This is a genomic window from Leeuwenhoekiella sp. A2 (assembly GCF_047946655.1).
Lineage (GTDB): Bacteria > Bacteroidota > Bacteroidia > Flavobacteriales > Flavobacteriaceae > Leeuwenhoekiella.
The window spans coordinates 1,349,839-1,363,220 of record NZ_CP172311.1 but is presented as its reverse complement, the minus strand read 5'-3'; the positions used below and the strand labels follow the sequence as shown (position 1 = coordinate 1,363,220).

Annotated in this window: 11 protein-coding genes; 5 read left to right on the top strand and 6 right to left on the bottom strand. The window is 37.8% G+C overall.

What is annotated here, in order from left to right; translation table 11 throughout:
• Positions 1–5 precede the first annotated feature (5 nt).
• The 5 genes from ACH3PA_RS06160 to ACH3PA_RS06140 all read left to right on the top strand — a co-directional run bounded on the left by ACH3PA_RS06160 (position 6) and on the right by ACH3PA_RS06140 (position 8,395).
• A complete protein-coding gene (locus tag ACH3PA_RS06160) occupies positions 6–1,625 on the top strand; it encodes a DUF4270 domain-containing protein (protein ID WP_416446146.1) in 1,620 nt (539 codons plus the stop codon).
• 6 nt (positions 1,626–1,631) lie between these two features.
• Positions 1,632–3,482: a glutamine--fructose-6-phosphate transaminase (isomerizing) gene (gene glmS, locus ACH3PA_RS06155; RefSeq protein ID WP_416446148.1), complete on the top strand. Its 1,851-nt coding sequence runs from the start codon at positions 1,632–1,634 to the stop codon at positions 3,480–3,482.
• 89 nt (positions 3,483–3,571) lie between these two features.
• Positions 3,572–6,337, top strand: a complete 2,766-nt coding sequence (locus ACH3PA_RS06150; RefSeq protein WP_416446150.1) for a TonB-dependent receptor — start codon at positions 3,572–3,574, stop codon at positions 6,335–6,337.
• Between the two features lie 219 nt (positions 6,338–6,556).
• A complete protein-coding gene (gene atpD, locus ACH3PA_RS06145; protein ID WP_416446152.1) occupies positions 6,557–8,065 on the top strand; it encodes a F0F1 ATP synthase subunit beta in 1,509 nt (502 codons plus the stop codon).
• A 48-nt stretch (positions 8,066–8,113) separates the two neighbouring features.
• The gene (locus ACH3PA_RS06140) at positions 8,114–8,395 is read left to right on the top strand and encodes a F0F1 ATP synthase subunit epsilon (protein ID WP_416446154.1); all 282 of its coding nucleotides are present in this window, start codon (positions 8,114–8,116) and stop codon (positions 8,393–8,395) included.
• 74 nt (positions 8,396–8,469) lie between these two features.
• Here ACH3PA_RS06140 and ACH3PA_RS06135 read toward each other — a convergent pair whose 3' ends face one another.
• The 6 genes from ACH3PA_RS06135 to ACH3PA_RS06110 all read right to left on the bottom strand — a co-directional run bounded on the left by ACH3PA_RS06135 (position 8,470) and on the right by ACH3PA_RS06110 (position 13,373).
• On the bottom strand, positions 8,470–10,242 hold the full coding sequence (locus ACH3PA_RS06135) for a M61 family metallopeptidase (RefSeq protein WP_416448462.1): 1,773 nt from the start codon (positions 10,240–10,242) through the stop codon (positions 8,470–8,472).
• Between the two features lie 43 nt (positions 10,243–10,285).
• Positions 10,286–11,602: a Na+/H+ antiporter NhaA gene (gene nhaA / locus ACH3PA_RS06130; RefSeq protein ID WP_416448461.1), complete on the bottom strand. Its 1,317-nt coding sequence runs from the start codon at positions 11,600–11,602 to the stop codon at positions 10,286–10,288.
• Between the two features lie 6 nt (positions 11,603–11,608).
• Positions 11,609–12,040, bottom strand: a complete 432-nt coding sequence (locus ACH3PA_RS06125) for an MgtC/SapB family protein (RefSeq protein WP_416448460.1) — start codon at positions 12,038–12,040, stop codon at positions 11,609–11,611.
• Positions 12,041–12,117: 77 nt separating this feature from the next.
• On the bottom strand, positions 12,118–12,324 hold the full coding sequence (locus ACH3PA_RS06120; protein ID WP_416448459.1) for a helix-turn-helix domain-containing protein: 207 nt from the start codon (positions 12,322–12,324) through the stop codon (positions 12,118–12,120).
• Position 12,325: 1 nt separating this feature from the next.
• Positions 12,326–12,829, bottom strand: a complete 504-nt coding sequence (locus ACH3PA_RS06115) for a DUF2975 domain-containing protein (RefSeq protein WP_416448458.1) — start codon at positions 12,827–12,829, stop codon at positions 12,326–12,328.
• A 28-nt stretch (positions 12,830–12,857) separates the two neighbouring features.
• Positions 12,858–13,373 carry a DUF2975 domain-containing protein gene (locus ACH3PA_RS06110; protein WP_416448457.1) on the bottom strand — a complete coding sequence of 172 codons (516 nt, stop codon included), beginning with the start codon at positions 13,371–13,373 and terminating at the stop codon, positions 12,858–12,860.
• Positions 13,374–13,382 lie beyond the last annotated feature (9 nt).

The following is a 13,382-nucleotide window of genomic DNA, read 5'->3' as shown; positions in this document are numbered from 1 at the left end:
TACGAATGAAATTTACAACCTTAATCTTAAGGACGGTAGCTGTGCTATTTGTTTTTACACTTATGTTATCCTGCGAGAATGATTTTCAACCTCTGGGAAGCAATATAGTTGATAGCACAAATTTTAAATCTGATAGTCTTTCATTGCCTGTCACTACTTATACAAAAAGGTTTTTTGATACTTTAGGGGTACAAACAAATGGCACATCTCTGGGATCTCTGGGTATTTATGATGACCCTGTTTATGGTACTACAACCGCTTCTTCACTAAGCCAGGTTGTTTTGTCAAGAAGTAATCCTGTATTTGGCGATAATGTGGTTCTTGATAGCGTCATTTTTAGCATGCCCTATTTTAGTACTTCTAGTATCGATGCAGAAGGAAATACTGTGTATACACTGGATTCTGTGTATGGTGACACTCCTATGAATTTAATAGCATATCGCTCAAATTACTTTTTAGGGGATAACACACCTCCTGATTTTGAAGACAGAGCGATCTATTATTCTAACCAAATGAGCGATTTTCAGGGAATAGAAGGTGATTCTTTATTTGCTGCTGAGAATTTTGTGCCATCAAACAAACCCGTACGAACAGATTTACCGGCTGCTGCAGATGCAGAAGATCAAAGTGCTGTTATAACGTACACAGAGCCAGCTTTGCGCCTTTCATTAGGAACAGAATACTGGAAACAGGCAATTATTGATAAAGGCGGAGATAACGTACTTTTTAATGATAATAATTTTAAAAATTATTTCAGAGGAATTTATTTCAAGGTTCAACCGCTTGCTAATAATAAAGGTTCTTACTTCCTTTATAACTTGAGTGCGACCAAGATTACTCTGTATTACAGATATGGTACTAATGAGCCTACCACTAGTGGAACACTTGATTTGCAGTTGTACTCAACATCAGAGTCAGGTGGTCTGCGCACGATATCATTAACGGGACTTGATAATTCTTTCAAGCCTCAGATCGCCGATGCTGTAGGAACTCCTGATATGGAAAATGGGGATGAAAATTTATATTTAAAAGGAGGTCAGGGTAGTATGGCTGTAATAGATCTTTTTGGTCCTGATGATAATAATGATGGCATCCCTGAACGTTTAGAAACTTTAAGAGATAGTACCTGGTTAATCAGGGAGGCTAATATTACATTTTACGTTGATCAATCTAAGATAAGTGCATTGGGAGGTCAGAACTATGACGAACCTGAGCGTCTTTATATTTATAATTTAGATACAAATCAGCCGCTTGTTGATTACACTTTTGAAGCTACTGCAGGAGCATCGGGAGCAGATGGTATAACTACTCATCTTGGGCCGTTAACAAGAGATGCAAGTGGTAAGGGCATAAGCTACAAGATCAGGATTACTGAATATTTAAAGTCTTTATTGAATTCTTCAAACGAGAGTCCGGCAACAAAGCTTGGTCTTGTAGTAAGTCAGAATGTAGGTTTAACTTCTACTGGCTCAATTGAGGGTACTTCTTCTGAAGATAAACCTAACAGAGTGCCTTTTGGTTCTATTTTGTCTCAGAAAGGAACAATTCTTTACGGTAATCAAGGTGCAGATGAAAGTAAACAGGTTAAACTGAATATTTACTATACTAGCTCATCTTCAAACTAGTTTTTTATGTGTGGTATTGTTGGTTATATAGGTCACAGGGAAGCATATCCTATAATTCTTAAAGGATTGCAACGTCTGGAATACAGAGGTTATGATAGTGCGGGAATCGCACTTTTTGATGGTGAAAATATAAACTTGTGTAAAACAAAAGGAAAGGTTGAAGACCTGGAGCAAAAAGCAATAACCGAAATTTCTACAAAAGGAAATATTGGTATAGGTCATACACGTTGGGCAACTCACGGTATTCCTAATGATCTAAATGCTCATCCTCATCAATCTAATAGTGGTGATCTTGTAATTATACATAACGGTATAATCGAGAATTACGATGCTATAAAGAAAGAACTTATAAAACGCGGTTACACTTTTACATCAGATACAGATACAGAGGTTCTTGTGAATCTTATAGAAGATGTAAAGAAAAATGAAGGTGTTAAGCTTGGTAAAGCTGTTCAAATAGCACTTAACCAGACGGTAGGCGCTTATGCAATTGCAGTTATAGACAGAAATAAGCCAGATGAGATCGTAGTGGCACGTCTTGGTAGCCCACTGGCTATTGGGGTTGGAGAAGGAGAATATTTTATTGCTTCAGACGCTACGCCTTTTATAGAGTATACTCAAAATGCTATTTATCTGGAAGATGGTGAAATGGCTATCGTTCGAACGCAGAAAGATATCAAAATTCTTAAGATTAAGAACGATGAGCTAGTTGCAGACCCGTATATACAAGAGTTACAATTAAATCTTGAGCAAATAGAGAAAGGCGGTTACGACCATTTCATGCTTAAAGAAATTTACGAGCAGCCACAGGCAATAAGAGATACTTTTAGAGGACGCATGCGTTCTAAAGAAGGAATATTAAAATTAGCCGGAGTAGATGATAACATAGATAAGTTTGTCAATGCTAAACGTATTGTGATTGTAGCTTGTGGTACATCATGGCATGCAGGCTTGGTTTCAGAATATATTTTTGAAGAACTGCTAAGAATACCGGTAGAAGTAGAATACGCTTCAGAATTTAGGTATCGTGATCCTGTGTTGTTTAAAGATGATATTGTAATTGCGATTTCTCAAAGTGGAGAAACTGCAGATACAATGGCTGCTATGAAACTGGCTAAAGAGAATGGCGCTTTTGTTTTTGGAGTTTGTAATGTGGTAGGTTCTTCTATTTCGCGCGAAGCTCATGCGGGAGCATATACGCATGCAGGACCAGAAATTGGTGTTGCTTCTACTAAAGCATTTACAACGCAGATTACCGTTCTTACCTTGATAGCTCTTAAGATTGCTAAAGAGAAAGGAAAGATTTCGACATCAGATTTTCACTTACACCTGCAGGAGTTAGAATTGATCCCAGAAAAAGTTGAGCGTGCCCTTTTATCTAACGATCACGTTAAGGAAGTAGCCGAAGTTTATAAAGATGTAAGGAACTTCTTATATCTGGGCCGTGGATTTAATTTTCCGGTTGCCCTTGAAGGCGCTTTAAAGCTTAAGGAGATCTCTTATATTCATGCGGAAGGTTATCCTGCTGCAGAGATGAAGCACGGGCCAATTGCTCTTATAGATGAACAGATGCCGGTAGTTGTTATAGCTACGCGAAAAGGTCATTATGAAAAAGTTGTTAGCAACATTCAGGAAATAAAATCTCGCAAAGGAAAAATAATAGGTATTGTTACAGAAGGTGATGTTACTGTAAAAGAACTTGCAGATCATGTTATAGAAGTTCCTGAAAGTATGGACTCAATGTCTCCTTTATTAACCACCATACCGCTGCAATTACTTTCTTATCATATTGCTGTAATGCTTAATAAAAATGTTGACCAGCCTCGTAACTTAGCAAAATCTGTTACGGTAGAGTAGTTATTGCGTTAGGGCTTAAATATTTAGCCTGATTGACTTAATATTTTGAAAAATGCGTACATTGTTTATGTAAATCTAAATTTATATAAATGAGAGAGCGCATTACTTTTCTTGTATTTTTATTTAGTGTATTCTTTTCTTTTAGTCAAACTACAGTAACCGGTACCGTTGAGGACGAAAATGGGGTACCTGTTTCCGGGGCAAATATTACTGTAGAGGATACTAATCTGGGCACCGCCACAGATTTTGATGGTAGGTTTGTTTTTACCACTAATGAATCTCTTCCTTTTAATCTTGTAATTTCTAATCTTGGTTTTATTTCGCAAACGATTGCGATAGACATGAACAATCAGGTTGTAAATGTTATTTTGATTGAAGATGAGACCCAGTTGGGAGAAATAATAGTTTCAGCTTCTCGTACCCCGGAGCGTATTTTTGAATCGCCTGTATCTGTAGAAAGTTTTGATATAAGAGATATTAAAAATACCGCCTCTGCAGATTTCTATGGTGGTCTGGAAAACCTTAAAGGGGTTGACATGAATAGAAATAGCTTAACTTTTAAATCAATAAATACACGGGGTTTTGCCTCTTTTGCTAATAATCGGTTTGTACAACTGGTAGATGGGATGGATAATGCTTCTCCTGCTCTCAATTTTGTACTCGGAAACCTTTTAGGTATGTCTGATCTTGACGTAAACAGTATTGAGCTTCTTCCGGGAGCTTCTTCTGCTTTATATGGTGCCAACGCCTTTAATGGTATTTTGTTTATGACCAGCAAAAACCCTTTTGATCATCAGGGAATAAGTACCTATTTTAAAGGAGGTATTACTTCTCAGGATGCAGCGGGAGATAATGAATTCTACGATTATGGCATTCGTGCAGCTCATGCTTTTTCTGATAAGTTTGCTGCGAAAGCTAATTTTTCCTATTTAAGAGGCACAGATTGGTACGCTGTAAATGAAGATGATGTGCTTAATCCGGGTGCTACACGTGCAGATCCTAATTATGACGGACTCAATATATATGGCGACGAAGTGAGTACAAATATTCTGGGGGTGGGGCAGGCGCTTGCTAACGCTGGTGTCATTCCGCAAGGTGCTCAGAATTTTCTGCCTAATGAAGTTGTAAGCAGGACGGGATATGCAGAGCAAAGTCTTACTAATTATAAAGCTGAAAGCATAAAATTTGACGCGGCTATTCATTATAGGCCATTTGCAACCGATTTTGAGATAATTTACGCAGGTAAAATAGGAGTGGGTTCAACTATTTATCAGGGTTCTAACCGTTATGTTTTAGGCGGTTTTTTTCTACAGCAGCATAAAATCGAGATTAAAAACAACAACTTCTTTGTACGTGGTTACATAACAGCAGAAGATGCAGGCAATTCATATGATACTCGTTTTGCTGCTATAAATTTAAACAGATCATGGAAGTCTGATGATCAATGGTTTGGGGAGTACGCTGGCGCTTATATACAAGCTACGCTCGCTGGTGCTCCTGAAGAGCAGGCTCATCTGGTAGGGCGACAAACAGCTGATGCAGGAAGGCTTATGCCGGGAACAGCTGCTTTTATGGCTGCTTTTAATAAAGTAATCAATGATCCTCAGCTGGCCACGGGGGCGCAGTTTAAAGATGAAACCCAGCTTAGGCATGTAGATGCCAACTATAATTTCACGCATCTTACCAGTGATTTTGCAGAAATACAATTAGGGGGTTCTTTCAGAGAATATAAACTCAATTCTTTTGGAACAATTTTCACAGATTATGACGGGCCTATCACGTACTCAGAATTTGGTATTTATACACAAATCCAGAAAAAGCTGGCAGATGAGCGGTTGAAACTTACGGGTTCAATGCGCTACGATAAATCTGAGTTGTTTGATGGTCAGGTAACGCCTCGATTTTCGGTGGGCTATACATTAGGAGAAAAGCGTAATCAAAATTTAAGAGCTTCCGTGCAAACGGCATTTAGAAATCCTACAACACAAGATCTGTTTATTGGTCTTGATGCGGGAAGAGCTGTACTTGTAGGTTCTGCAGAAAGTAATTTAGACAGGGATATTCGCACTTATCCATTGAGTGGAACAGGGCAAACCATCACAGGAACTCAAAGAGCGACGGTTGTAGGGAGACAGGCTTATGAAAATTCTTTTTCGCTAAACTCTGTAAGTGCCGGTGCCCCGGAAAAAGCTATTGTAGATCTGGTTAAACCGGAAGAGGCAGTGGTTTATGAAGTTGGCTATAGAGGGCAGCTTAAAAAATTGAGTATTGATGCGAGTGTTTATTATAATGTGTATTCTAATTTCATTTCAAATGAAACAACACTTGTGCCGCTGTATGGTGAGGTGGGCGATAATACACTTTCATTACTGGCTCTTCAAAATAATGACTATGCTGCCTACTCAACATATACAAATTCTGATACTAAAGTGAAATCATACGGTGCTACGATAGGTTTAGGAACAACTGTTTTTGATAAATTTTCACTCGATGCTAATTACACATATGCCAAGCAGGATTTTGATCAGGCTTCAGATCCTGATTTTAGAACAAGCTTTAATACACCTGAACATCGTGTGAAGGCCTCTTTAGGAGTAAACGAGCTTTTTGAAAATTTTGGTTTTAAATTTAGTTACAGGTGGAGTGATGCATTTTTCTGGCAGGCCACATTTGCAGATGGTAATGTGCCGGCATACTCTGTTGTTGATGCTCAGGTAAATTATAAAATCCCAGTTTTAAAAGCCACTTTTAAAGCAGGAGCCAGTAATTTACTCGGTAATGAGTATTTTACTGCATATGGTACGGGTTATATAGGCTCGCAATATTATCTTTCTTTAACGATTAATAACCTCTAATTGCAAATTTTTACCTTTTTATAATAGCAGATAAACTATATATGCAGTGTCTATTACTGTAAATTGAAACTAAGATCAGTCATCTTAAAAAATCCATAAAAAGAGTTTTAGGTATTTAAATATTAAAAACTATCTTTGCACGACGAAAAATCAGTGTATTTTAAAACACATATAATTTTTTTTCGGCTACATATTTTGCTAAACATTAAATAGTTAAGAATGTCAAAAGTTACAGGTAAAGTTGCCCAGATTATTGGTCCTGTTGTAGATGTTGAGTTTGCTGACAGCACATCTCTTCCTAAAATTTATGATTCTTTAGAAATCACAAAACCTGACGGAACATTATTGGTTCTTGAAGTGCAATCGCACGTGGGTGAGAACACTGTGAGAACCATCTCTATGGATTCTACAGATGGTCTAAGCCGTGGTACAGAGGTTTTATCAACTGGAGCTCCTATACAAATGCCAATAGGTGAAGATGTATATGGACGTTTATTTAATGTTATTGGTGATGCCATCGATGGTATAGGTAACCTTCCTAAAGCAGGTAATGCAGGACTTCCTATTCACAGAGAGGCACCAAAATTTGAAGATCTTTCAACTTCTACAGAAGTTTTATTTACAGGTATTAAAGTAATTGATCTTATTGAGCCTTATGCAAAAGGTGGTAAGATTGGTTTATTTGGTGGTGCCGGTGTAGGTAAAACGGTATTGATTCAGGAGTTGATCAACAATATTGCAAAAGGACACGGTGGTCTTTCTGTATTTGCCGGAGTAGGTGAGCGTACTCGTGAGGGTAACGATTTACTGCGTGAGATGCTTGAATCTGGTATTATAAAATACGGTGATGAATTTATGCACTCTATGGAAGAAGGCGGTTGGGATCTTTCTAAAGTTGATAAATCAGCTATGAAAGAATCTAAAGCAACTTTCGTATTCGGACAGATGAATGAACCTCCAGGAGCTCGTGCTCGTGTGGCGCTTTCAGGATTAACTATCGCAGAATATTTCCGTGATGGTGCTGGAGACAGCCAGGGGAAAGACGTACTTTTCTTTGTAGATAATATCTTCCGTTTTACACAAGCGGGTTCTGAAGTATCTGCACTTTTAGGTCGTATGCCATCTGCAGTAGGTTACCAGCCTACACTTGCAACAGAGATGGGTGCGATGCAAGAGCGTATTACTTCAACTAAAAGAGGATCTATTACATCTGTACAAGCGGTTTACGTACCTGCAGATGATTTAACTGACCCTGCACCAGCAACAACATTTGCTCACCTTGATGCAACAACTGTACTTTCTCGTAAGATTGCAGAGTTAGGTATTTATCCTGCGGTTGACCCGTTAGATTCTACTTCGCGTATTCTTACAGCAGATATTTTAGGTGACGAGCATTATGACTGTGCTCAACGCGTAAAAGAGTTATTGCAACGATATAAAGAACTTCAGGATATTATTGCCATCTTAGGTATGGAAGAACTTTCTGAAGAAGATAAACAAGCGGTAAGCCGTGCACGTCGTGTACAACGTTTCTTATCTCAGCCTTTCCACGTAGCAGAGCAGTTTACAGGTATACCTGGTGTACTTGTAGATATTAAGGAAACAATTAAAGGTTTTAACATGATTATGGATGGTGAGTTAGATCATCTTCCTGAAGCAGCCTTTAACCTTAAAGGTTCTATTGAAGAGGCTATAGAAGCTGGTGAGAAAATGCTTGCAGAAGCTTAAGATATTGATTGTTTTTCGCCTTCGCGAAAAAGATAAATTAACATATTTATGCACTTAGAAATTGTAAGTCCTGAAGCGACTTTATTTAGCGGAGATGTAACTTCTGTAACCGTTCCTGGTACAGATGGTGAATTTCAAATGCTGGATAATCACGCGCCTATTGTTTCTCTTCTTGAAGAGGGAGTAGTTAAAATAAAGGGCAACATTACCATAAAGGAGAAGTTTAAATCAAAATTTACTCAAGGTAAAGAAGCTAATGAGATGCTATTAAAAATTTCTTCTGGTACGTTAGAGATGAAAGATAATAATGCAATCATATTAGCAGACTAATAATATTTCAATAAAGAAAAAGCCCTTACAAAATCTGTAAGGGCTTTTTTTATGCTTAGAAAACTTAGCCGATTTTACTTTGTTTTGAGCCAGTTTTCACGTTCTTTTAGCTGATTTTTACCAGCATTTTCATCTATTGAAAATGAATAAGCAGGATCTTTTGAGAGCTTAACCTCCGTTTTTTCATCTTTTTGATAACTTTTAAACCCTATGCTCAACTTATCACCGGGTTTAGAATTTTCAATTGTTGAATTGAATGCATCTAAAGATGTAACAGGACTACCATTTAAAGTGGTAATTAAATCACCACTATCAAGTCCTGCAGTGTAAGCGGGACTTCCTTTTGCAGTGTTTCTTGATATCAGCAAGCCATCTTCCGTTTCCTTTAATGATGCTCCCAGGTAAGCTTTAGAATCATCTTGTGAGAGAACAACTCCTACCTGCTGTAAAAGTTCTTTATAATCTGGCATTTCACTTTTGTAAATATACTTATCAAAGAAAGCTTTCGCGAAAGCTTCTCCTGCATAATCACCAAGTGTCTCCTCTATGTCTGAAACTTGGTAGGCTACTTCAGGTTTGCCATAAGTTTTCCACATTTTTTGCATAAAATCGTCCAGATTGAGCCCTTTTTCGCGCAAGATAAGATCGAGAGCCAGGCCTAAAACACTTCCGTAGGAATAGTATGAAATGAATGTGTTCTCACGATTTACAGGATCTACAGAAGTAGCCGCATCTACAAAAGGCGCTTGCCTGCTCATCTCTATAGGGTTGAAATAATCGCGTGCGGGAGAATTCCACACATAATTAAAAGTACCGGTGAGACCACTAATGTATTTTTCAGGAGTGATAATCCCCGCTCTGCAAAGTATAAGATTGGTGTAATAACTTGTAAAACCTTCGGCAAACCAAAGTGCGTCGCTCATATTTGCTTTGTCAAACTTAAATGGCTCCAGATCAGCTGGCCTTATGCGCTCAACATTCCACGAGTGAAAATACTCATGAGAAACCGTACCTATATTATTTTCCATTCCGCCTTCAGCGAGACCTTCTGTATCTGTAAGAATTGTGCTGTTGCGGTGTTCCATACCATCACCAGAAGCATTGGGCATATAACAAGCCAGAAATGTGTACTCGCCATAATCATAATCTGGCAATTCACCATAAACTGCTTTTTCCTGTTCTACGATCTTTTTTACTTTTTCAAAATAAGTGTCAACTTCTGCTTCCGTACCCAGATGGTGTAAAACAAATCTGATGTGCTTACCATCAAGGTCAAATTCGCGTAAATCATAATCGCTTATTTCTGTAGGGCTATCCATAAAATAATAGAGATTGGGCGCGTAAAAAGTATTTCCTTTTAGAGCTTTTAGCTGCGTGGCAACTTTCCAGTTTAGGTCTCCTCTGGGCTGAAAAGTGACCTTTATAGGCCGATATTGTATATCATCAACATACATAAAAGTAGCCGGCATATTGAGGTGGGCGTGCGTCTCATCAATTTGGGAATATGTCCCGTCGCCGCGATTCCCGAATAAAGTATATTCAACATTCACCGTACCGTCGTGCCCAGAAATTTCCCAAGAGTAGGGATCAGGTCTTGTGTACTTAAGCTCATCGCCTTTACTATTTGTGATCTTCACGCTGTACACATTTTTGGCAAATTCATGCAAAGCATATCTTCCCGGTGACGATCTGCTCATTTGCAGCTTTACTGTTTTGGTTTTGATATTAGGAAATGTAGCTTTAACAACGGCCTCGTGATGAACGGCATTTTTAAAGGAGATATCATACGTGTTTGTTTGTGCTTGCAGAGTGAAGCTTAAAAGGAGTAGGGCTAAGAGTAATCGCATCAAATTTAGTTTTGTGATGAAATTACGGTTTTCCTGTAAATTTTCAGGATTTGGGATCGCTCTTTTGTCTTAGTCTGTAGCGAAGTATAAAGTAACCACTTACACCGGCAATTACAGTCCCAAAGAGGATTCCTATTTTAGAAGCAGAAAGCAAATCGTTTTCTCTAAATGCTAATTCGCCAATAAATAAAGACATGGTAAAACCTACTCCGCCCAGGAAGCTAAGACCTATAATGTCTTTAATCTCTATTGCTTTGGGTAAATGTGCAATACCTGCTTTAAGGGCTAAAAAACTACCCAAACTAATGCCGATAATTTTACCCACCACCATAGCTACTCCTATTTGAATGAGCAGCATAGGTTGATTAAAAGATTCTGCATCAAATGTAATACCTGCGTTTGCAAGGGCAAATATGGGCATGATCACGATAGAAACCCAACCGCTTAATCCGTTTTCCAGCTGTTGCATAGGAGACTGTACTCTATCTGTGATTACATTGATATCGTCAACCGCCTCCTGTTGCTCATCAGATAGTACGAGGTCTGGCTCTTCGGTTTCCTTGAATGTATCGAGCGAATTTTCAACTTTTCCTAACAAATTATCTAATCGCTCGCTTCTCGCTGAAGGAATTACCATAGCGAGCAAAACACCCGCAATTGTAGGATGCACACCAGATTCGGTAAACAGAATCCATACAGCAATGCCACAGATGAGTAAAATGTATTTAGAATGAAATTTATAGTAGGCTAAAATTCCCAATATCAATAATATTCCCAATGCGATAAACAGATAGTTGAACTGAATTTCACTGCTATAAAAGAAGGCTATGACCAGTATCGCACCAATGTCATCAATAATGGCAAAAGCTGTAAGGAATATTTTTAATCCTAAAGGAACACGCTTACCCAAAAGATGTAAAATGCCTAATGAAAATGCAATATCTGTGGCCATAGGTATTCCCCAGCCAGTAGCTCCCCGGTCTTGATTTGTTATGAGAACAAACAGAAAAAATATGCCTATAGGCACTAAAATCCCTCCAAGAGCCGCAAAAATTGGCATTGAGGCTTTGCGTAATGTAGTAAGCTCACCGGCTAAAATCTCTCTTTTTATCTCCAGACCTACGTAAAAGAAGAAAATAGTCATCAACCCATCATTTACCCATAGGTACAAAGGATGTGTGATCACAAAGTCAGACTCAGTAAAACCGATTGAGAAATCTTCCTGCCAAAGGGAATGATAGATATCTTGCCAGGGTGAATTTGCCCAGACTAATGCTATAACTGTAAATAGGAGCAAAAATATACTCCCAGCAGAGGAGTTGTTTATAAAGGTTTCTACCGGATTTTTTAAGACTCTCATTTAAAGCTAATTATTTGTCTTCCGTCTTTTTCCTATTCTATCATCTATAAGACCAAAAACATAATTAATAATCACAACGCCAAATGTGAGAATAAATAGTTCCCCAAACATCCCAGCAGCAGAAAGGCATCCTGCAGCAGCGGCACACCAGATTGTAGCCGCCGTTGTAAGTCCTTTAATTTTATCTTTATCCTGTAAAATAGTGCCTGCCCCCAGAAAACCAATACCCGTCACAACCTGTCCCAATACGCGCGTTATATCTGTATTGTCTTCATGAAGATACTTAAGAGAAATAAGTACAAAAACGGCAGAACCTAAAGAGACTAAGGTATTAGTCTTAAGCCCGGCGCTTTTATTTTTTAGTTCACGCTCTACGCCTATTATTAAGCCGGCAGCAATTGCACAACCTATTTTTATAGCAAAATCGGCAATTTCCATTAGGTGATTTCTTGATTGGTTTCTAAAATTAAAGAAACTGGAAGAGAGTATTTAATAAAAGAATGCTAAGAATAGAATTACTCTTTTATATAAGCAATCAAATCTCCCGGTTGACATTCAAGAGCTTCACAAATAGCTTCAAGTGTTGAGAATCGAACTGCTTTTGCTTTACCTGATTTTAAGATAGAAAGATTGGCCTCGGTAATGTCTATGATTTCAGCCAGCTCTTTACTTTTCATATTTCGATCTGCCAGAACCTGATCTAAGTTGATAATTATAGGCATGCTAAACAGTTAAATCATTTTCTTCTTTTAATAATAAAGCTTTTTTGAAGGCGTCGCTGAGTAGTAGAAAGAAAACACCAACCATAAAGCACGGAATACCAAATCCTATAAAACTTGGAACGATTACTATTACAATCTCAGAAAAAGAGAAATGTATACTGTCAATTCTAATAAGGACCTGCAATAAGAAAATAGCTATACCAAGGCTATTAAAAAGCATTCCAATGTTTTTTATTTTTAAAATAGCCTCCTTTGAAAAAAGCCTGTTTTCTTTTAAAATTATTGCAAACCTGCGGAATTGATAAAGGATAAATGCTAAAAATAGGATGAATATAAATTGTGCAATGTTTAGAAGTGTAGCATAAGGTCCTTCAGTTTCTAGCAGCGATTTAGCAGTAGAGGAAATGTCAGAAAAAATTACTGCAATTGGGTATGATACAGCTGTGAGAACTGTTACATAAAATAGGACGTCAATTAAAATTTTGAATAGTCTGGAAAGTTTCATGGGTATAAGATTAAAGGCGAAGAATTTGCTAAACAGTTAAATCGTTTTCTTTTTTTAAGAATAAAGCTTTTTTGAAGGCGTCGCTCAGTAGTAAAAAAAGTACGCCTACAATGAGCAAGAATAGAAGTAAACTGAGATTTGAAGTGCCAAAAGTGATGCTTATTCTGTCTTCATTTGTAAGTATTGAGGTAATTGCTATAAAAATAAATGAACCCAATCCACAAGCGATAAAAAACCGACCTGCCTTTTGGGTGCTTTTAATTACTTCTTTAGAAAATAGTTTTTGCTTTAAAAGTTGGCCGGCAAATTTGCGCAACTGGTAAAACCCTAGAAAAAACCACACGAAAAGCACGAAAAATACAATTGTAAAAAGTATTGCCTTAACCCCGAAACCGTTTTCTGTAAAAGGTGTATTCACGTTGATAATTGCTTGTTCCGGGAAAAACAGGATATATAAAATAGTTCCAGGAAAAAAGATTAAAATGGGAATCATCAGGTAAAAGGCCAGATCAATAAGCAGCTTAAAAAGTTTGTTTAAAATCATAATCATCAA

Coding starts and splice junctions, on each gene's coding strand:
- ACH3PA_RS06160 (WP_416446146.1), top strand. CDS start 6: ATGAAATTTACAACCTTAATCTTAAGGACGGTAGCTGTGCTATTTGTT.
- glmS (WP_416446148.1), top strand. CDS start 1,632: ATGTGTGGTATTGTTGGTTATATAGGTCACAGGGAAGCATATCCTATA.
- ACH3PA_RS06150 (WP_416446150.1), top strand. CDS start 3,572: ATGAGAGAGCGCATTACTTTTCTTGTATTTTTATTTAGTGTATTCTTT.
- atpD (WP_416446152.1), top strand. CDS start 6,557: ATGTCAAAAGTTACAGGTAAAGTTGCCCAGATTATTGGTCCTGTTGTA.
- ACH3PA_RS06140 (WP_416446154.1), top strand. CDS start 8,114: ATGCACTTAGAAATTGTAAGTCCTGAAGCGACTTTATTTAGCGGAGAT.
- ACH3PA_RS06135 (WP_416448462.1), bottom strand. CDS start 10,242: ATGCGATTACTCTTAGCCCTACTCCTTTTAAGCTTCACTCTGCAAGCA.
- nhaA (WP_416448461.1), bottom strand. CDS start 11,602: ATGAGAGTCTTAAAAAATCCGGTAGAAACCTTTATAAACAACTCCTCT.
- ACH3PA_RS06125 (WP_416448460.1), bottom strand. CDS start 12,040: ATGGAAATTGCCGATTTTGCTATAAAAATAGGTTGTGCAATTGCTGCC.
- ACH3PA_RS06120 (WP_416448459.1), bottom strand. CDS start 12,324: ATGCCTATAATTATCAACTTAGATCAGGTTCTGGCAGATCGAAATATG.
- ACH3PA_RS06115 (WP_416448458.1), bottom strand. CDS start 12,829: ATGAAACTTTCCAGACTATTCAAAATTTTAATTGACGTCCTATTTTAT.
- ACH3PA_RS06110 (WP_416448457.1), bottom strand. CDS start 13,373: ATGATTTTAAACAAACTTTTTAAGCTGCTTATTGATCTGGCCTTTTAC.